This window comes from Rhizobium sp. WYCCWR10014 (assembly GCF_001657485.1).
In the GTDB taxonomy this organism is placed as follows: Bacteria; Pseudomonadota; Alphaproteobacteria; order Rhizobiales; family Rhizobiaceae; genus Rhizobium.
Genome location: NZ_LXFU01000050.1, coordinates 132,716 through 149,881, shown reverse-complemented (window position 1 = coordinate 149,881; position 17,166 = coordinate 132,716). Strand labels below are relative to the sequence as shown.

Sequence of the window (17,166 nt, the reverse complement as noted above, 5' to 3'; positions counted from 1 at the left end):
TGTCATAAATCTGTCATAAACACGCCCAGGCAATTGAAGCAACAAGCAAATTCGGTAATTCATTCACTATGACGCCGAGCAAAAAAAACAGGAAGCCCCGACCGGACAAGTCCCAGCCACTGCTGCGGCAGCTCGCTGCTGTTCCTGAAATGCTGTTCGCCGGTGCATTCCGTCAACAATACGGCGCACTTTGCTTCCGCTACGGCAATGCCGGATCCGAGGTTGAAATCCTGGTGATCACATCTCGGGAGAGCGCACGCTGGGTCATCCCGAAAGGATGGCCGATGAAAGGGAAAAAGCCTTTTGAAGCAGCAGCAATCGAGGCCTGGGAGGAGGCAGGCGTGCGCGGGGTAGTGAAGAAGAAACCGGTCGGCCGCTATACCTATCTGAAAGAACTCGACAATGGCGATGTGGCGCCCTGTATCGTCGACATGTTTCAGATTGAAGTCACGGACATCAGCGGCGACTTCAAGGAGCGGGGTCAGCGTATTCTCGAATGGGTCAGCCCGGATGAAGCGGCAAGACGCGTTCGCGAGATCGAACTCAAGTCGCTGCTCGTCCAATTTGATGCGCACGGCCGCAAGAAGAAACGCGATCGCGGCTGACCACGGACTTTTTCACCGGCGCGTTGCGAAGGCGTTTGATCCCGAAAACCGCTTTCCGCACTATGCCTTATCGCTCGAATGGTTCGCCGAGCGAAGCGACACCGTTCAGTTTCAGCAGGCGACGGTCGGCGGAGATGATGCCGAGCACGATGATCGTGACAAGATATGGCAGGCTCGAGAGCAGCTGTGAGGGAACGTCCAGTCCGGTTGCCTGAGCTGCAAGCCCCATCAGCGAAACCGCCCCGAAGAGGCAGGCGCCGAGGAAGATACGGCCGGTGAGCCAGGTCCCGAAGACGACCAGGGCGATGGCGATCCAGCCGCGCCCAGCGATCATCCCGTCGGCCCAGAGCGGAGTGTAGACCACCGACGCATAGGCGCCGGCGAAGCCGGCCATCGCGCCGCCGAAGGCGATGGCGAGGACGCGGACTGAGATTACCGAATAGCCGATGGCATGGGCGGCCTTCGGGTTTTCGCCAACGGCGCGAACGATGAGGCCAAGCTTGGTGTAGGCAAATATGGCCCAGAGGGCGAGAGTCGCGGCGAGCGAAATCCACACGACGATGTCCTGCACGAAAAGGCCGCCGACAACCGGCAGTTCCGAAAGCCCGGGAAGGGCAAGCTTGGGGAGTCCCCTGACCGTGAGGCTTTCATAGGTCTTGCCGAAAAGCGCAGAGAGGCCCTGGCCGAGAATGCCGATGGCAAGACCTGCAGCCACCTGATTTGCCCGGAATCCCAGCGTGACGAAGGCAAAGAGCAGGGAAAGCACAGCGCTGCCGAGCCCGGCGACGACGAAGCCCAGGAGATGTCCGCCGCCCTGGTAGACGATGATGAAGGCGAGCACGGCGCCGAAGGCCATCAATCCCTCGACCCCGAGGTTGAGGACGCCGGCGCGCTCGGCCACCAGTTCGCCGAGTGCTGCCAGAAGAAATGGTGTCGCAGCCGCGAGCATGCCGGCAAGAATGAACTCGATCGCGTTCATGATGGGCTCCGGTGGGCGGCGCGGCGCCATTCAAGGCGATAGCGTACGAAGGCGACGGCGATGAGGTAAGCGAGCAGCAGACTGCCCTGGAAGACACGGACGGCAGCAATTGGCAGGTTGGCCGAGACCATGGCATTGTCGCCACCGATATAGATGACCGCCATGACCAGCGCCGAGACCACGATGCCGATCGGATGCAGGCCGCCGAGATAGGCGACGATGATGGCCGCATAGCCATAGCCGCTCGCGACCGAACGCTGCAGCTGGCCGAGCGGGCCTGCGACTTCGGCGGCACCGGCAAGACCGGCCGCAAAACCGCCGATCAGCAGCGACAGCCAGATCGCCCAACCTTCCTTAAAGCCGGCATAGCCGGCAGCCCGCGGCGCCAGACCGCCGACCTGCAGTTTGTAGCCGATGAAGCTCTTCTGCATGAAGACCCAGGCCGCAACCGACAAAGCGAGCGTAATCAGGAACGAGACATTGACGCGGGTCCCGGCAATCAAGGTCGGCACCATCGCATCATACTGAAACATCACCGACTGGGGGAAGTTGAAACCGTTCGGATCCTTCCAAGGGCCGAGCAGCAGATAGTTCAGCAGCTGCGCCGCAACGAGGCTCAGCATCAGTGAAACGAGGATCTCGTTGGCGTTGAGGCGCACGCGCCAGAAAGCGGTGAGAGAAGCCCAAAGTGCGCCGCCGATGGCACCGAGCAGCAGCATCACCGGCCAGATCCACTGGCCCGTCGCTTGCGGAAACCAGACCGGAATGGCAGAGGCGAAGATCGCACCGAGAATGAACTGGCCTTCGGCGCCGATGTTGAAGACCTTGGCGCGAAAGCCGATCGCCAGTCCTTGGGCGATCAGAAGCAGCGGTCCTGCTTTTAAAAGCACTTCCGAAAATGAGGCCCAGGAGAGGAAAGGCTCGAAAAGCATCGCATAGATGACCGCGACAGGGTCACGGCCCATCAAGATGTAGAGGCCGAGGTTGATCGCGATCGCTATGACAAGTGCTACGACGGGCGCCAGCAAGGTTGCAGCAAGCGAGGCGCGCTCCCGGCGAACCAGGGTGGGAACGAAAGCAAGGGACCAAGCGCTCATTACTGGACTTTCTCAGGCGAGGCTTGTGCCCCGATCATGTGTCGGCCGATCTCCTCGGGCTTCGTGTCCCGCGTTACGAGCGGCGGGCTGAGCCGGCCGTGATGCAGCACCTGGATGGAGTCGCAGAGCTCGAACAGTTCTTCCAGCTCCTCGGAAATGACGAGGATCGCCATGCCCTGATTGCGCAATGCGACCAGACGGCTGCGGATGGCGGATGCGGCACCGATATCGACGCCCCAGGTCGGCTGCGCCAGGAAAAGCAATTTGGGAGCCAGCATGATTTCGCGGCCAACGATGAACTTCTGCAGGTTGCCGCCCGATAGAGTGCCGGCCTCCGCATCCGGGCCGGGTGTGCGCACATCATACTGACGGATACAATCCTTGGTGAACGCCAACGCCCGCGCCCTGTCGACGAGACCGTGCCGCAAAAGTTTGAGCGGATGGGCCGTCAGCAGGCTGTTGAGGGCGAGCGACATTTCGGGTACGGCGCCGCGTCCGAGCCGGTCTTCCGGAACGAAGGCAAATCCGAGCGTCCGCCGCGCAGCGGCATCGAACCTGCCGACGTCGATCCCCATCATGTAGATCCGGTCGCGTTGGTCGCGCCCCAGTACCGTCTCACCTGAAATCAATGCAGCAAGCTCGCTTTGGCCGTTGCCCGAAATACCGGCAATCCCAAGGATTTCGCCAGCACGCACTTCGAGGCTGATGCCGGAGAGCGGCACAGCAAAGGGATCGTCGGGCTGATAATCCAAACCGATGATCTCCAGCCGCTTTTCCCCGCCAGACAGCGGCAGTGCCGAGATGGGTGCGGGCATGTCGCGACCGATCATCATGCGGGCAAGGTCATGGGCATCATGTTCGCGCGGGTCGACATCCCCGGTCACCCGTCCGCCGCGCAGGATCGTCGCCCGGTCACAGATCGCCCGGATTTCCTCGAGCTTGTGGGAGATCAACAGGATGGAGACGCCGCCGTCGCGCAGCCGGCGGAGCGTGTCGAAGAGCTTCTCCACCAATTGCGGCGGCAGGACAGAGGTGGGCTCGTCGAGGATCAGCAGCTTCGGATTGGTCATCAGGCTTCGGATGATCTCCACCCGTTGCCGCTCGCCGACGGACAGCGCATGCACATGGGCGAGCGGATCGACTTCGAGGCCGAACTCCCGTCCAAGCGTCCGAATGCGTTCCTTGAGCTCAGCCTTGCGGCCCGGCACAACCAGCCGAATATTCTCCAGGACGGTCAGGGTCTCGAACAGCGAAAAATGCTGGAAGACCATACCGATGCCGTGGCGCCTCGCCTCGGCGGGGGAGGCGAGGCGCAAGGGTTTGCCTTCCCAGACGACGTCCCCGTCGTCCGGTTGCTCGACGCCGTAGATCAGCTTCATCAGCGTCGATTTTCCCGCCCCGTTTTCTCCGAGGATCGCATGGATCGATTGCGGAGCCACGTCCAGATCGATTGCCTGATTGGCGTGGATCTGGCCGTAGCTCTTCGAAATGCCGCGCAGCGACAGGAGCGGGGTCGTCATGACTATTTCGGCAACGGCGTGGACACGCCCTTGACGTGCCAGTTCATGGCGATGATCTCGGGGTCGGCCATGGTTGCGCCGGATGCGACACCCTCGCTGCCGTCGGCCTTGGTGATCGGCCCAGTGAAGGGCGAGAAGCTGCCGTCGGCGATCTTTGCCTCGATCTCCTTGATCTTGGTCATCACGTCAGCCGGAACATCCGGATTCCAGTCGACCACTTCGACGACCTTGTCGGCGACGCCGAGGAACGCATTGGCGCCCTTGAACGTGCCGGCGAGATGGGCGTCGACCGAAGCCTTGAAGAACGGCGACCAGTCCGTCGAGATGCATCCGAGATAGGTTTTCGGTGCGTATTTCTTCATCGAGGAGTTGAGGTTGAAGGCGTAGACGCCGGCTTCCTCGCAGGCCGAGATGACGGACGGCGTGTCCTGGGCGTTGGAGAAGATCACGTCGCACTTCTGCGCGATCAGGGCTTTGGCGGCTTCCTGCTCCTTGGCCGGGTCGAACCAGGAGTTCACCCATACCACCGAGACCTCGATATCGGGCTTGACGGCCTGGGCGCCGAGGGTGAAGGCGTTGATCGAAGTGATGAGTTCGGGAATGGCGAAGGCAGACACAGAACCAAGCTTGCCGGTCTTGGAAAGTGCTGCGGCAGCCATGCCGAGCAGATAAGTGCCCTGGAAATACTTGGCGGCGAAAGGCGAGAAGTTCGGAGCGACCTGGAAGCCGGAAGCATGCAGCACCGTAACACTCGGATCGCGGCGGGCGATCTGCAGGGCGCCGTTCTGATAACCGAAAGAGCCGGCAACCAGGAACTTGTTTCCGTCGGCGACCGTCTTGTTCATGATGCGGTCGGCATCCGGGCCCTCTGCGATATTCTCGAGCACGGTGACCTTCACCTTGTCGCCGTAAGCGGCCTTGATCGGCTCGAGACCGGCGGCAAGCGCATGCCCCCAGCCGACATCGCCGATCGGCGACGGGATGACAAGCGTGATGCCGAGCGGTTCGTCGGCAGCGAAAGCAAGGCGGCTGCCGAGCGCGCCGGCAAGGCCGGTGGCGGCAGCAGCCGTCATCAGGTTTCTGCGGGTCAGTTTGGTCATGTTCTCAGTTCCCTCTTTTGGTTTTTTTAAAATTCCACGGCGGATAGTGCGGCCTCGGCATCGGCGGACAGCTTGGCCTCGTCGAGCCCGGGAAATTCGCCCTTCTGCCAGACGATGCGGCCATTGATCATGGTCATGTCAGTCGCCATGCCGATACCGACGCGGGCAAGCAGGCTCAGCGGATCGTGCCGCGTGCCGACATAATCCATACGGCGGCTGTCGATCACAAACAGGTCGGCGGCCATGCCGGGCGCCAGCCGGCCGATATCTCGGCGGCCGAGCAGACTGGCACCTCCTGTCGTGCCGTAGCCGAGGAAATCGACCGGCGGCGGCACGGGATGGGCGCGGCTGGAGGCGACGAGGCATTGCAGCATGTAGGCGGAATGCAGGCAGTGCATCAGGTTGGAATTGTCGTTGGAGGCAGCGCCGTCGCAGCCGAGGCCGACGCGCAGGCCGAAGGCGGCCATGGCGGGAATGTCGGTGACCTCAGCGCCGACCAGATAGACGGGTTCCGGGCAATGCGCGACACCGGTGCCGCTGGCGGCCATCTTCCTGAGTTCGTCGTGGGTGAGCTCCCAGCAATGGGCATAGAAGGCGTCGGGTCCGGCAAAACCAAGTTCTTCCACATAGTCGACCGTGCGCATGCCGTGGCGCGCCTGAATGACCGGGCTTTCGCCTTCGCCAACATGGGTATGCATCATGACGCCGCGATCGCGCGCCAATGCCACCGATTCCACGAAGGTCTCGCGGTAGCAATTGACCGGCTGGCAGGGCGCGACCACGACCTGGCGCATGCTGAAGGGGCTGGTATCGTGATAGGTCTCGATCAGCCGGGCGCAGTCGGCGATGAATTCGTCGGTCGTTTCCAACATCTCGTCGGGAATGGTCGAACCTTCCGACTTCGGCAGGGTATTGCCGCCGCGCCCGGCATGGAAACGCATGCCGAGCAGTTCGGCCGCCTCGAACTGACGGTCGATCAGCCGCTTCCCGGCATGCCGGGGGAAATTGTACTGGTGGTCGAAGGCCGTGGTGCAGCCATGCTTGATCATCTCGGCCATCGCCGTGACGGAGGAGTGGTAAAAGCACTCCTCGTTGAGCTGCGAAAAGATAGGGTAGATGCGGTCCAGCCACTCGATCACCGAGAGCTTCGTCCAGTCGAGATCGGCGCGGTTGCGCACGAAGCACTGAAAGAAGTGATGGTGGGTGTTGACGAGGCCGGGATAGACGAACCAGCCGGCAGCATCCTCAACGGTCGTGCCGGCAGGCAGTGCGTCCGCCCCTAGATTTTCGCCGATCGCCACGATCGCCGGACCGTTGGTCAGGAGATCGACATTGCGATGGACGACCGGCCCCTTGCCCTCGTCGACGATCACGGCTGCGCAGTTCTTCAGGAGGTAACCAGCCATCTCACGCCTCGCCCGGTTCGATCTGGGGTTCGGGCTTCAATTCGTGCAGCCGGTGAATGCCCGGCATCTCGATAAACCTGTCGAGGGCGCGCAGCGCGCGGGACCAGAGCCGGATGGCAGGATAAGCGTCCAACGTGACGCCGCCATCGGGTGCCAACGCCACGTAGGGAAAGCACGCGATGTCGGCAATTGTTGGCCGGTCGGAAGCGAGGAAGCGCATGCCGCGAAGGCCCTGCTCGATAAGGCCGGCTTCAAGCTCGCGAAGCGTGGCGATGCCCTGGGCCTGCAGCGCGCCGATATCGCCCGGCCTCAACAGCATTTCATGGAGCCGTGCACCGCCGAGGCTTGCCGTCAGCCGGCCGGAGAAGGACAGCCATTGCTGCACCCGCGCCGCTTCCTCGGCCTTACCGCTGCCGAGCCATTCGGGTGCTGCCTTGGCGGCGAGATAGACGAGGATCGCCGACGATTCCGTCAGGATCAGATCGCCATCTTCCAGGATCGGAATGGAGCCTGCCGGGTTGAGCGCAAGCAGCTCGGGGCCGCGATGCTCGGCGCCGGGATGGAAATCCACCGGGCGCAGGTCAAGCTTCACGCCGGTCAGCGCCGCCATCAGGCGCACCTTGTAGCAACTGGGCGAGAGAATATAGTCGTAGAGCTTCATTGCGCCACCAGCTGTGCGCCGTAGGTATAATTGTGGCGCTTCAGCCAGCGCCGGTAGGCGATCGATGTCAGATCGGCCCGCGTCGGGATTTCCATGCCGGGGTCGAGCGGCAGGAGCCGCGGGATCTGGTTTTCGAGGATCGAACGGTCCTGCAGAAAGATCGTCTGCTGGAAGTGGATCAGGTCGGTCATCGCGGTTTCGTCGTCGAAGAGCGCCATCCATGGCCAGACGTCGCAGAGGTCCTCGGCCAGCGGCTGCACAAAGAGCGTGATGACATCCCATTCGCTCGGGCGCGGCGGGCAGGTCTTGTAAAGCACCGAGCTGGTAGGTGCCGGCACGCGGTACATATATTCCGTCGTGATCCCGCCGCTTGCCGACTTGGCGGCCTGCGGCTGGTAGAATTTCACCTGCGTTGCCCAGACCTCGTCTTCTTCCTCGCGGATCTCGACCTTGTAGTTCTGGACCTCGGTGTGCGGCTCCGCGCCGAGAATGTCGGTGTGGACGAAGGGGAAATGGGCGATGTCGAGGAAGTTCTCGACGGCGCGCAGCGGCGAGCAGCGCACGCGCACCACGCCGACATCGACGAAGCGGCGACCGGGCTGATCGGCCTCGGGAATGGGGAAAAGTTCCTTCTGCGGCTGGCCGAGGGAAGACCAGACATGACCGTAACGCACACGCACCGGCAGAACACGGCCGTCGTTGCCCGTCACCTTGGCATTGCCATCGGCATCGCGCGTCACTTCGATCGGCTCGCCCATCAGCGCCGTCGTGCGGCCGGCGCTGTCGAGCTGGCTGAAAAGCCCGACCGGATACCATTCGTCGATCATCGCCTGCATGGTCATTGCGCGATCTCCCTCTGAAGACCCTCAGCCCGGCGGCGCAGGCTTTCGGCGGCCCGTGTAGCGCCGATGCCCGCGGCAACGCCGGGATCACCCTTCAACAGCACATGGATCAACGTCTGTCCGTCTTCCCAAGCGGATAATAGCAGACAGACGGCCCCGATGGATGCGTCGATTTCGACAAGACCGTCAGGGCTCGCCTTCGCACCGGCCGCCGCCTCGATCGCCGCGATGCCGGCGAACGCCGTCATGGAGCGCAGGGGAATGAGGCCCTCGAGCTTCGGCGGCTTCGATGCGGGCGTGCCCACGGCCACCCAGATCACGCTATCTGTTTCCTCGACGTCATGGGTGGCGACGCGAATGGTTTCCGGTGGCGTCAGCCCCGGATGGGCCGGAATGCGGAGACAGTTTCCGGCCTGTCCATAGCTCCAACCGTGATAGATGCAGGAAAGCGTCTCGCCGCGCACGAAGCCGTGAGACAGGCGCATGCCGCGATGCGGACAGCGATCCGCCGAGGCCGATATGCGCCCCGAAGCGCTGCGCCACAGGGCAATCGATCCGGCTGCCGTCCGTGCCGGTATGACGGTTCCGGCTGGCAAATCCCGGGAAAGGGCGACTGGCGTCCAAAAGCCGGTCGTAGCGGATGGCATGACGAGAGTTCCCAAACAAAATCATATGCTTGCCGAGCACGTTTTACCTCGGCATCGAGGCAATTCCGCTCAACCTTATCAGGTTTGCATAATTATTTCGCATTGGCAACATTGAGTAAATAATATGCACGGGGGAAATAAGCGACCGGCCGGTGCTAAGTCCTTTCGCCGCTGATCGCCATGCGATCTATCCTCTCGACCCATACGTCGATAGGCCCAAGAGAGCAGCCCATCTCCATCATGTCGATCAACTCCTCCGGCCCAGCAACCTCAAGTTCGATCCGCATGGAACTCGTATGAGATATGGTGTGCGAGAGCCCAAGCTTGGCGGCATGGCGCCGGATCCAGGGGACAAAGGAGGCGACCTCGAGATCCCCGACAATCGTCATCCGCTCCAGGGGGTGGCTTGAAACTTGTTCCGTCATCGGGATGTTCGCCCTTGGTTTCCCATAAACATAGCGCCTGATTGAACTTGCGGAAGGAATTATCGTCAAGGCGAGGATATGGCCGCCGCAGACCCAGTAAATCAGGTCCGGAGGCAAGTTCTGCGGTTCGCATCTCTTCAAGGCGAGGCTTCGCGAAGTATATTTCTCATCGTGTAGCGTTCGCTCGCTTAGCAAGATCTGCGCATTTTCTCCATCAGTTCATCAAATGGCTCCGCGCTCCCACCAGGAGGCCATCACTCACCAGATGAGCGTAGTCCTCCGCCAACATGGCTCGAGCATCTTGCTCGGGCACAAGATGAAGGCCGCCATCAACCGCTCGCTCATAGTCTATCAAGATTTTTTCTGAGTCTTTCTCTGGAAAAAACATGGCCTTGTGATTTGGCGACCGCATTCGCGATGTCGCGATCACTGATGGTTGCCTCACCGTAGCCGACGGCGTCCAGACGCACGAGATCATACCGATGCCTGGCATAGCGTTCACCACGAAGACGCCCTTGCAAACAGAAGACATGAACTGCTGTCGCTTTTTCCCAGAACGTTCTCTCCGCGCGCATCACGCCCGCGGGTGTGCCATGGAAAACTCAACACCGCCAACGAGCGCCGCAGCGTCACAGGTGACATCGGCTTCGATACTAGGCTCGCCCGTCGAGCGCGCGCCGAACTCAAGCATTACCGCGGGGCTGACATATCCCGTTCCGGTCGTCCGCGGATCATGCCGCGGTTTCTCGCCCCTGTGAACAGACCCTCGGCGGCGAGCCGATTTGCCTGTCAGCGCTGATTTACATCAGGTCGCGCGCGATGCGCTTCTCTTCGAATATCTTCCTGAAGATCTCCGTCTCGCCTTCATAGGCAATGACCGAGGCGCCGATGATCCAATCCTTTGCCGTGCAGGCTATGGATGAGGTCGCGACCGTGCGAACGAACCAGCCGGGGCGCTGCATGTCGCAGATCCAGGTCGAGATGCCGGACATCGACAGCGGGTCATCCGCCGCAATCGACCAGGTTTCCTCGCGCAGTTGCCGCGTCGACAGGCCGGTGCCGGGATGTTCGAAAAGGCCGGTATCCTCTAGGATTTCATAGCGGGTAAGGCCGGCCGAAAGATCGCGCACCACTTGCCGCTTCGTCGAGCCCGGCGCATGTTCGATATATTTCGGCAGCGGATCGGGATTGTCAGGCTGCTTCACGTCGATGAGCTCATGCGGCCCGAGAATTGGCAGGCCAAGGCCGATGGAGGCGATGTCGATCGTCAGACCAGGATCTTCCGGAGGCGGCAGAACCATTGGCCAATAGGCAGTCGATAGCGATAGACGGATGCGGTGCCCCTTGCGAAAACGATAGCCGCAGGCATCGAGGGTCAGGTTCACAGTCGTGCGTTCACCCTTGCTCATCGGTTCGGGCGTGGCGTTGCTATCGCGATGGGCGAGATTGAGCAGGCCGAAGGAGACACGGGTTGCCGTGCCGTCCGGATGGATATCGACAAGCCTTGCGCAGAGATTGGCGGTTTCGGCATCGCATCTGAGCGCCAGCGTCAAGACCGGACGGCCGAGATAATCATGATCTTCGGCCAGCGGCGCGGTCTGGAAGGTCAGCGACCCGGCGTCGTCGAGGCGCTGATCGATCGCGAGTTCCGCATCCGGCTTCAGCGTGAACCACTCGCCCGAGGCGGTGCCTGTGTCGAGCGGCGAGCGCATATAGACGGGGTGCTCTGGCGCGTGCGGGATCGGCATGCCTTCCATCAGCGTGCCGAACTGCTCGACATAGAAGCACTGAAAGTCAGGCTGCTGCCAACTCTGCTTGGCGATCCAGAAGCCGGGATCGAAATCGCGGCGCGTGGCGGGCTTGATGGCATCGAGCATATAGGCGCGCACAGATGGCATGGCCTCAGCACCGTTATCCTCGTTTCGCAGCCAGCGGTTCCACCAGGCAATGGCTTCGCCGTGAAAATCAGCGCGCGGCTTTGGCCAGGCGAGGTGCGGATATTTGTGGATCCATGGTCCGACAAGCGCTTTCGCCTTCTCGCCGAGGCCTTCGACTGCGAGCAACGGCGTGTTGCGATAGCCGTCCGCCCAGCCGGCAATGACGAGGGCTGGAATATCGAAGCTGTCGAAGTCCTCACAGATCGACCCATGTCGCCAGAAGTCGTCGCGGCGCTGATGCTGAAGCCATTCCTCCATGAAGAAGGGTTCCTGCTTAAGGCGCCGTAGCCACATCTCCCGCCAATCTTCACCGACGATAGCCGGATCGGGCGAGCGCGATTGGTAAGCAAGCATGGTTGCCGCCCAGGAAAGCTGAGCGGAGAGGTGACAGCCGTTCTTATAGTGGATGTCATCATTGTATCGATCGACCGTGGAGGCGATCGAGATCACTGCCTTCAATGCCGGGGGCTTCAGGGCCGCGACCTGCAGGCAGTTGAAGCCGCCCCAGGAGATGCCCATCATGCCGACCGAGCCGTTCGACCAGGGCTGGGCGGCAATCCAGGCTATCAATTCGCAGGCATTGGCGAGTTCGAGCTCGGTATATTCGCCATCGATGATGCCGCCGGACTCGCCGGAGCCTCTTATATCGACGCGGACGCCGGCGATGCCGGCCGCGGCAAAGACGGGATAGGTCGATTCATCACGCGAGCTTGTTCCGTCACCCTTGCGGTAGGGCAGAAATTCGAAGACGGCGGGAACGGGATCGCTGTCTGCGCCATCGGGCATCCAGATGCGGGCGGCAAGCCGCGTGCCGTCCTTGAGGGTGATCCACTGATTTTCGATAGTGGTGAAGCTACGCTCGATCATGGGATTCTATTCTGAAGAGGTTTAGGCATTAAAGTACACACGGCTGCCGATATATCCGTTGGACATATCGTTGCCGATGTCGTCGACATATCCCCTCACCGTCTTCGAGGCGGCCATGATGTAATCGTTGAAGACCGGCAGGATCAGACCTCCGTCGTCTCGCACCATCAGCGCCAGTTGCCGATAAAGCGCTTTGCGTTTTGCCTCATCGAGTTCTGACCTTGCCTGCAGCACCATCTTGTCGAAGTCGGGGCGCTTGAAACGCGTGTCGTTCCACTCGGCGGTCGATAGATAGGAGGTGGAATAGCGCGAATCCTGTGTCGGACGGCCGCCCCAGAAAGAAGCACAGAAAGGTTGCTTGTTCCAGACGTTGGTCCAGTAGCCGTCTTCCGGTTCGCGCTTGACATCAAGTGTGATGCCGGCCTTGCGCGCACTCTCCTGGAACAGGATCGCCGCATCCACGGCGCCGGGAAAGGCTGCATCGGATGTGAGCAACTGAATTGGACGATCGAGGCCCGATTTCTTGAAATGGAACGCGGCCTTGTCGGGATCATAGGGGCGCTGCTCGATGCCGGTCGGCGCTAGGGCGTAGTTGGAATTGACCGGATAGTCGTTTCCGATCGTCCCGTAGCCGCCCAATACCTTGTCGAGGATCGACTGGCGATCGATGGCATATTTCAGCGCGAGGCGAAGGTCGTTGTTGTCGAAGGGCGCCGTGTCGCAATGCATCAGAAAACTGTAAAAGCCCTTGCCGGCACTGCGGACGATATCGACATTCGGTGCTCGCTTCAGCATCGGGACCGTCTTCGGATCGACATTGTTGACGAAATGAACCTGACCGGAGGCAAGGGCGGCGATGCGAGCGGTGTTGTCATTGATGACGAGTATTTCGATGCTGTCGACAAAGCCGCGATCGTCGCGCCAATCCAGAGGGTTCTTCTCAAAGGCAGCCCGAACGCCAGGTTCAAAGTTCTTTAAGATGTAAGGGCCAGTGCCGATGGCGGCCGCGGGCTTATCGACCCCACCCTTCGGCTGGATGATCAGGTGGTAGTCGGTCAGAAGGAGAGGCAGGTCAGCATTACCCTCCGAGAGCGTCAGGACAAGGTCACCTGCCTTTTCCTCAATACCGATGATCGAGGCCATCAGCCCGAGTGCACCCGACTGCGAAGTGTTGTCCGCATGTCGCTTCAACGTCGCGATGATATCGGCGACGGTCATCTTGCTGCCGTCGTGAAACTGCACGTCGCTCCTGATCTTGAAGGTCCAAACGGATGCGTCTGCCGATGGCGTCCAGGATGATGCCAGTGACGCCAAGGGCGCGCCGGTCTTGGGATCGGACTCGACAAGGGTATCGCCCCAGAGCCGACCAATGGCGAACAACACGGATGCGCTGTAAGTCGCCGGATCGAGCGTATCGCTGGTGGCGCCACCCTTAAGGCCGAGCTTCAGGTGGCCACCACGTTTCGTTGCCTGAGCGCGAGCGTCACGCGGCATCAAGAGGCCCGAGGTCAGGCCCGGCAAGGCACCGAGGGCGACGGCACCGCCGAGAAATCGGCGGCGGTCGATTTTCAGCTGCGAAGATTGATCCTTTTGATGCGTCATGACGGTTCCCTCTTTTTCACTTGTAAGTTGGGAACGTAGAGGCTGGGCCGGCTCACGCAATTTCGCGACTTGACGCATCCTTAAGCGAGTTTACGCTAGTTCACGAGAAGACGGAGTTACGGATGCCTCACCTGGTCGAGAACCTCAAAATCGCCTGCGCAACGCAACGTTCAATTTCGCATCTGTGCCGTGCAATCGATATCAACCGGCAACAATTCAACCGATATATCAACGGTCAGACGAGGCCTTCCCCCCACAATCTGGCTCGCATCGCCAACTATTTCGATATTGATACAGACGATTTTGGCCTCGCTCCCAGGCTCTTTCGCGAGCGCCTTCGCAAATCCGTCCTCGGCGTCAATGAAGGTTCTGAGCTTCTCAAAGCGTTTCCCGGAAACCTGACCGCGCTCAGGCGGCACATCGGCTATTTCCAGACCTATCATCGTTCGCCATCCTGGCCCGGGATGGTTGTCTGTTCGTGCAGCCGCGTCATCGAGCAGGGCGGGTTGGTGCACGTCAAATCAATGGAGCGTCTTCGGGACCCTGGAAACGGAATCCAACAGTTTTCGAAATATGTGGGCCTTGCGGCCTTCTATCGGAACCGGATCTTCATTACGGAGCGTGTCGTGGGCCCGAACTCCATGTTGTCACAGACGATCCTCCTGCCATTCGATCAATATCAACGCGTCTATCTACGCGGAACGACAATGGGAATTTCCTGGCGAAGGGAAAACCTCCCCTATGCTTCACGGATGATCTGGCGGCATGTTGGCGTGGAGCCAGACTTACGTGAACTTCTTGCGCGCTGTGGACCTCTGCCGCTATCGTCGCGTCAACTGCCGCCGACGGTGCGCTCATTCCTCGCGGATCCGTCTGCAGAAGTCTATGCGGTGCCGGCAGAGTATTGAGGCTCGATTGTCTGATTTGGCCTGCAGTGAGATCTGGGAAAGATGTGGTCGGCCGTGGAACCTGTGGGGGAGGTTCAGAACGATCAGGCCATCGAGTGGAGGATAAAAGGACTTGACCCCAATGCCCGATTAGAGAAGCGGACGTGAAGACGTAGGTGCACCCCAGCCTGCCATTTGGATGGCCAACTTAAGAGCCAGGTCGTCATCAAACGCTCTCGGGGCTGTACATATCGAATGGAAACGTGATCCTAAATACCCCGTTATCAGGACCTGCGTTCTTCGCTTTCACCAGAGTTGCAATAGTCTCAGATGCAAAACGCTCTATGGGGTGTGACAGGATCAGCGAAATCGTACCGTCTATCAAAGCAGCCCGCGTATCTTCAAAGAGCTCATAGCCTACGGTAACGAAGTCTTCCCGTTTCGGAGTAGCCCTGAGTGCGGCTATCGCACCTGTCACACCACCCCCTGAGATGAATAGTCCGCACATATCCGGATGGTCTGTCAGTAGATTTTCGACATGTTCACGGGCAACCACGGCTGACTCGTAAGTTGGCAACGGTTCGAGCAGCGTGAATCCCGAATTATGTTCACGGAAGTAAGAACGAAACCCGCTTTCGTTCATTTCCTGGTTTCGCAATCGGTGGCTACCCACAAGAATGCCTATTTTCCCCGGCTGTCTCACCATGCGGTCAAATGCCCAGGCAGCGGTGCGTCCTACTTTCCAATTATCGAGCCCGACAAAGCTGATGCCTCCCTTGGCCGTGAGGGGGCCGATAAGTGAAACGACCGGCACGCCGCTTTCAAGAACTGCGTCAATCGCGTCAGCAACGGCAGGATGCTGCGGCGCTACAATCGCAAGTGCTTCGCACCGCCCGCCGAGCGACTGAATATGTGCCGCGACTTTCTCCGGCGTGAGGTCTTCCATGTACTCGACCGTTAGATTGAGATTGCAGGCCGTATAAGCTTCCGCAGCTTGCGCAATTGAATCGCCGAGCAGGCGATAGAAGCGTCTCTCCCGTCGCTGCAGCAAAACCCCGACGCGGTGGGTCACCTCTTGTGCCTTCGCCGCCTGCTTGATGGTGCCAAGCCCGTAGAAGCCGATTTCCTCGGCTGCTGCCAAAACGCGTGTGCGCGTATTGCTCCGGACCGATTCAGGCTCGGACAGTACACGATTGACCGTTGACACGGATACACCTGCAGCTTTCGCCAAGTCTGGAATGGTTGGTCTCTTCATGTCAAAAATCCCATTACTCCGCTGCCGGACACCTCAAAAAGTATCATCCATTCAAATTGCCGAAATGATTTGAGACGATTTTCTGAAGCGACAGTAATCCAGATTGACCTGAAAGATGTCAACGTAGCATTCATTGCACGTTGACAGTGCTTAGGGATCTAGGAGCCGTCAGCGCTTTGGGGGGAGGCCCAGCGCAATTTGGACGAGGAGGCTCAACGTCGTTGTGTTGAGATCGCGGACCTGTGCGTGCCTACCGGGATGGGCCGCAGGGCCAAAAAAATATGTCGAGCCGCAGCCATGCGGCTTTAACCTGAGGAGGAATTCGACATGTCATTCACCAAGAAAATCGCCACCGCAGCCATGGCATTCATTCTGGCATCCAGCGCTCATGCGGGTGACACGGATATAGCCGTCATCGTTGGTTCGGCCCAAGATGGCTTCTGGAACATGGTCAAGAAGGGCGTCGATGATGCTTCGCTGATGGTCAAGGCTAACGGCGGCAGCGTCAATTTCATGCAGACCCAAAACTATGACAACTTCGGCCCGGACCTCGCTTCGCTCATCGAACAGGCTGTAGCCCAGGGTGCTAAAGGTATCGCTATCCCGAACTGGCTGCCAGAATCCGAAACTCCTGCCCTCAAGGCTGCGCGGGACAAGGGCGTGGTGATCATCTCCTTCAACGCTGGCCAGAGCGAGATGGATAATTACGGCTCGCTCAACTATTTCGGGTCGGACGAATATCTGGCAGGTGTTGAGGGTGGCAAGTATCTCGCTTCTCATGGTGCAAAGAAAATCCTCTGCCACATTCAGAACCCAGGCGCCGTAAACCTCGAAACCCGCTGCAAGGGCGTTCAAGATGGTGCCAAGAAGGCTGGCGCAGACACCTTCATCCTCCGCGTTCCTGCTAACCTTGACCAAGACATGAATGGTACCTCTGAAGCAATCAAGTCCGAGCTGATCGCCGATCCGTCCATTGACGCCGTCATCACGCTCGCTGCCTGGGCTGCAGATGCTGCCGCCAGTTCCATCGATCAGCAGAGCAAGACCGACAAGATTCAGCTTGGCACCTTCGATATGTCCGCCTCGGTTCTGGATCGCATTACGAAGGGCACCCAGACATTCGCAATCGACCAGCAGCCCTATCTGCAGGGGTTCCTCGCAACCTCTATGCTCTTTGCAAACCTGAGGTTCGGCACTGCGATTGCAACGAAGCCGGTTCTGACCGGTCCGGCGATTGTCGACAAGACCAATGTTGCTTCCGCAATCGAAGGCGTGAAGCTCGGCGCACGTTGAGGCTGGCCTGAGGTTGAGACCTGGCCGCTAACCTGGCCGGGTC

Annotated in this window: 15 protein-coding genes and 1 pseudogene; 3 read left to right on the top strand and 13 right to left on the bottom strand. The window is 60.1% G+C overall.

Annotated elements, in window-relative coordinates:
• The first annotated feature begins 68 nt into the window (after nt 1-68).
• The gene (locus tag A6U98_RS29340; protein WP_064654442.1) at nt 69-605 is read left to right on the top strand and encodes an NUDIX hydrolase; all 537 of its coding nucleotides are present in this window, start codon (nt 69-71) and stop codon (nt 603-605) included.
• A gap of 67 nt (nt 606-672) precedes the next feature.
• On the opposite strand, the gene A6U98_RS29335 is transcribed toward A6U98_RS29340, so the two are convergent.
• The 12 genes and pseudogenes from A6U98_RS29335 to A6U98_RS29280 all read right to left on the bottom strand — a co-directional run bounded on the left by A6U98_RS29335 (nt 673) and on the right by A6U98_RS29280 (nt 13,688).
• A complete protein-coding gene (locus A6U98_RS29335; RefSeq protein WP_064654441.1) occupies nt 673-1,584 on the bottom strand; it encodes an ABC transporter permease in 912 nt (303 codons plus the stop codon).
• A complete protein-coding gene (locus A6U98_RS29330) occupies nt 1,581-2,681 on the bottom strand; it encodes an ABC transporter permease (RefSeq protein ID WP_064654440.1) in 1,101 nt (366 codons plus the stop codon). The genes A6U98_RS29335 and A6U98_RS29330 overlap by 4 nt, the downstream gene beginning before the upstream one ends.
• On the bottom strand, nt 2,681-4,201 hold the full coding sequence (locus A6U98_RS29325) for an ABC transporter ATP-binding protein (RefSeq protein ID WP_064654439.1): 1,521 nt from the start codon (nt 4,199-4,201) through the stop codon (nt 2,681-2,683). Before A6U98_RS29325 ends, A6U98_RS29330 begins: the two co-directional genes overlap by 1 nt.
• Before the next feature lie 2 nt (nt 4,202-4,203).
• The gene (locus tag A6U98_RS29320; RefSeq protein WP_064654438.1) at nt 4,204-5,301 is read right to left on the bottom strand and encodes a BMP family ABC transporter substrate-binding protein; all 1,098 of its coding nucleotides are present in this window, start codon (nt 5,299-5,301) and stop codon (nt 4,204-4,206) included.
• Between the two features lie 26 nt (nt 5,302-5,327).
• Entirely contained in the window at nt 5,328-6,707 is a 1,380-nt protein-coding gene (locus tag A6U98_RS29315; protein WP_064654437.1) for an amidohydrolase, read from the bottom strand.
• Between the two features lies 1 nt (nt 6,708).
• Nucleotides 6,709-7,368: a glutathione S-transferase family protein gene (locus A6U98_RS29310; RefSeq protein WP_064654436.1), complete on the bottom strand. Its 660-nt coding sequence runs from the start codon at nt 7,366-7,368 to the stop codon at nt 6,709-6,711.
• Entirely contained in the window at nt 7,365-8,210 is an 846-nt protein-coding gene (locus A6U98_RS29305) for an aromatic ring-hydroxylating dioxygenase subunit alpha (RefSeq protein ID WP_064654435.1), read from the bottom strand. The genes A6U98_RS29310 and A6U98_RS29305 overlap by 4 nt, the downstream gene beginning before the upstream one ends.
• Nucleotides 8,207-8,857: a Rieske 2Fe-2S domain-containing protein gene (locus tag A6U98_RS29300; protein ID WP_064654434.1), complete on the bottom strand. Its 651-nt coding sequence runs from the start codon at nt 8,855-8,857 to the stop codon at nt 8,207-8,209. The genes A6U98_RS29305 and A6U98_RS29300 overlap by 4 nt, the downstream gene beginning before the upstream one ends.
• A gap of 155 nt (nt 8,858-9,012) precedes the next feature.
• Nucleotides 9,013-9,282 carry a hypothetical protein gene (locus A6U98_RS29295; RefSeq protein ID WP_064654433.1) on the bottom strand — a complete coding sequence of 90 codons (270 nt, stop codon included), beginning with the start codon at nt 9,280-9,282 and terminating at the stop codon, nt 9,013-9,015.
• 214 nt (nt 9,283-9,496) lie between these two features.
• Nucleotides 9,497-10,018, bottom strand: a pseudogene (locus A6U98_RS29290) (nucleotidyl transferase AbiEii/AbiGii toxin family protein); the annotation flags it as partial.
• 64 nt (nt 10,019-10,082) lie between these two features.
• Nucleotides 10,083-12,086, bottom strand: a complete 2,004-nt coding sequence (locus A6U98_RS29285) for a CocE/NonD family hydrolase (RefSeq protein WP_064654431.1) — start codon at nt 12,084-12,086, stop codon at nt 10,083-10,085.
• Between the two features lie 21 nt (nt 12,087-12,107).
• Nucleotides 12,108-13,688, bottom strand: a complete 1,581-nt coding sequence (locus A6U98_RS29280) for an ABC transporter substrate-binding protein (RefSeq protein WP_064654430.1) — start codon at nt 13,686-13,688, stop codon at nt 12,108-12,110.
• Between the two features lie 122 nt (nt 13,689-13,810).
• Between A6U98_RS29280 and A6U98_RS29275 the strand changes: the two genes are divergently transcribed.
• Nucleotides 13,811-14,596, top strand: coding sequence for a helix-turn-helix transcriptional regulator (locus A6U98_RS29275; protein ID WP_064654429.1), 786 nt, complete (start codon nt 13,811-13,813; stop codon nt 14,594-14,596).
• Nucleotides 14,597-14,801: 205 nt separating this feature from the next.
• Here the strand turns inward: A6U98_RS29275 and A6U98_RS29270 are convergent, their stop codons facing one another.
• Nucleotides 14,802-15,830, bottom strand: coding sequence for a LacI family DNA-binding transcriptional regulator (locus tag A6U98_RS29270; RefSeq protein ID WP_064654428.1), 1,029 nt, complete (start codon nt 15,828-15,830; stop codon nt 14,802-14,804).
• A gap of 327 nt (nt 15,831-16,157) precedes the next feature.
• On the opposite strand from A6U98_RS29270, the gene A6U98_RS29265 reads away from it, so the two are divergent.
• Nucleotides 16,158-17,123, top strand: a complete 966-nt coding sequence (locus A6U98_RS29265) for a substrate-binding domain-containing protein (RefSeq protein WP_064654427.1) — start codon at nt 16,158-16,160, stop codon at nt 17,121-17,123.
• The last annotated feature ends 43 nt before the right edge of the window (nt 17,124-17,166 follow it).

Excerpts from the sequence above, each read along its gene's own strand:
- A6U98_RS29280 (WP_064654430.1), bottom strand. The coding sequence starts at position 13,688 with ATGACGCATCAAAAGGATCAATCTTCGCAGCTGAAAATCGACCGCCGC.
- A6U98_RS29340 (WP_064654442.1), top strand. The coding sequence starts at position 69 with ATGACGCCGAGCAAAAAAAACAGGAAGCCCCGACCGGACAAGTCCCAG.
- A6U98_RS29330 (WP_064654440.1), bottom strand. The coding sequence starts at position 2,681 with ATGAGCGCTTGGTCCCTTGCTTTCGTTCCCACCCTGGTTCGCCGGGAG.
- A6U98_RS29300 (WP_064654434.1), bottom strand. The coding sequence starts at position 8,857 with ATGCCATCCGCTACGACCGGCTTTTGGACGCCAGTCGCCCTTTCCCGG.
- A6U98_RS29325 (WP_064654439.1), bottom strand. The coding sequence starts at position 4,201 with ATGACGACCCCGCTCCTGTCGCTGCGCGGCATTTCGAAGAGCTACGGC.
- A6U98_RS29320 (WP_064654438.1), bottom strand. The coding sequence starts at position 5,301 with ATGACCAAACTGACCCGCAGAAACCTGATGACGGCTGCTGCCGCCACC.
- A6U98_RS29295 (WP_064654433.1), bottom strand. The coding sequence starts at position 9,282 with ATGACGGAACAAGTTTCAAGCCACCCCCTGGAGCGGATGACGATTGTC.
- A6U98_RS29275 (WP_064654429.1), top strand. The coding sequence starts at position 13,811 with ATGCCTCACCTGGTCGAGAACCTCAAAATCGCCTGCGCAACGCAACGT.
- A6U98_RS29270 (WP_064654428.1), bottom strand. The coding sequence starts at position 15,830 with ATGAAGAGACCAACCATTCCAGACTTGGCGAAAGCTGCAGGTGTATCC.
- A6U98_RS29335 (WP_064654441.1), bottom strand. The coding sequence starts at position 1,584 with ATGAACGCGATCGAGTTCATTCTTGCCGGCATGCTCGCGGCTGCGACA.
- A6U98_RS29305 (WP_064654435.1), bottom strand. The coding sequence starts at position 8,210 with ATGACCATGCAGGCGATGATCGACGAATGGTATCCGGTCGGGCTTTTC.
- A6U98_RS29315 (WP_064654437.1), bottom strand. The coding sequence starts at position 6,707 with ATGGCTGGTTACCTCCTGAAGAACTGCGCAGCCGTGATCGTCGACGAG.
- A6U98_RS29310 (WP_064654436.1), bottom strand. The coding sequence starts at position 7,368 with ATGAAGCTCTACGACTATATTCTCTCGCCCAGTTGCTACAAGGTGCGC.
- A6U98_RS29285 (WP_064654431.1), bottom strand. The coding sequence starts at position 12,086 with ATGATCGAGCGTAGCTTCACCACTATCGAAAATCAGTGGATCACCCTC.
- A6U98_RS29265 (WP_064654427.1), top strand. The coding sequence starts at position 16,158 with ATGTCATTCACCAAGAAAATCGCCACCGCAGCCATGGCATTCATTCTG.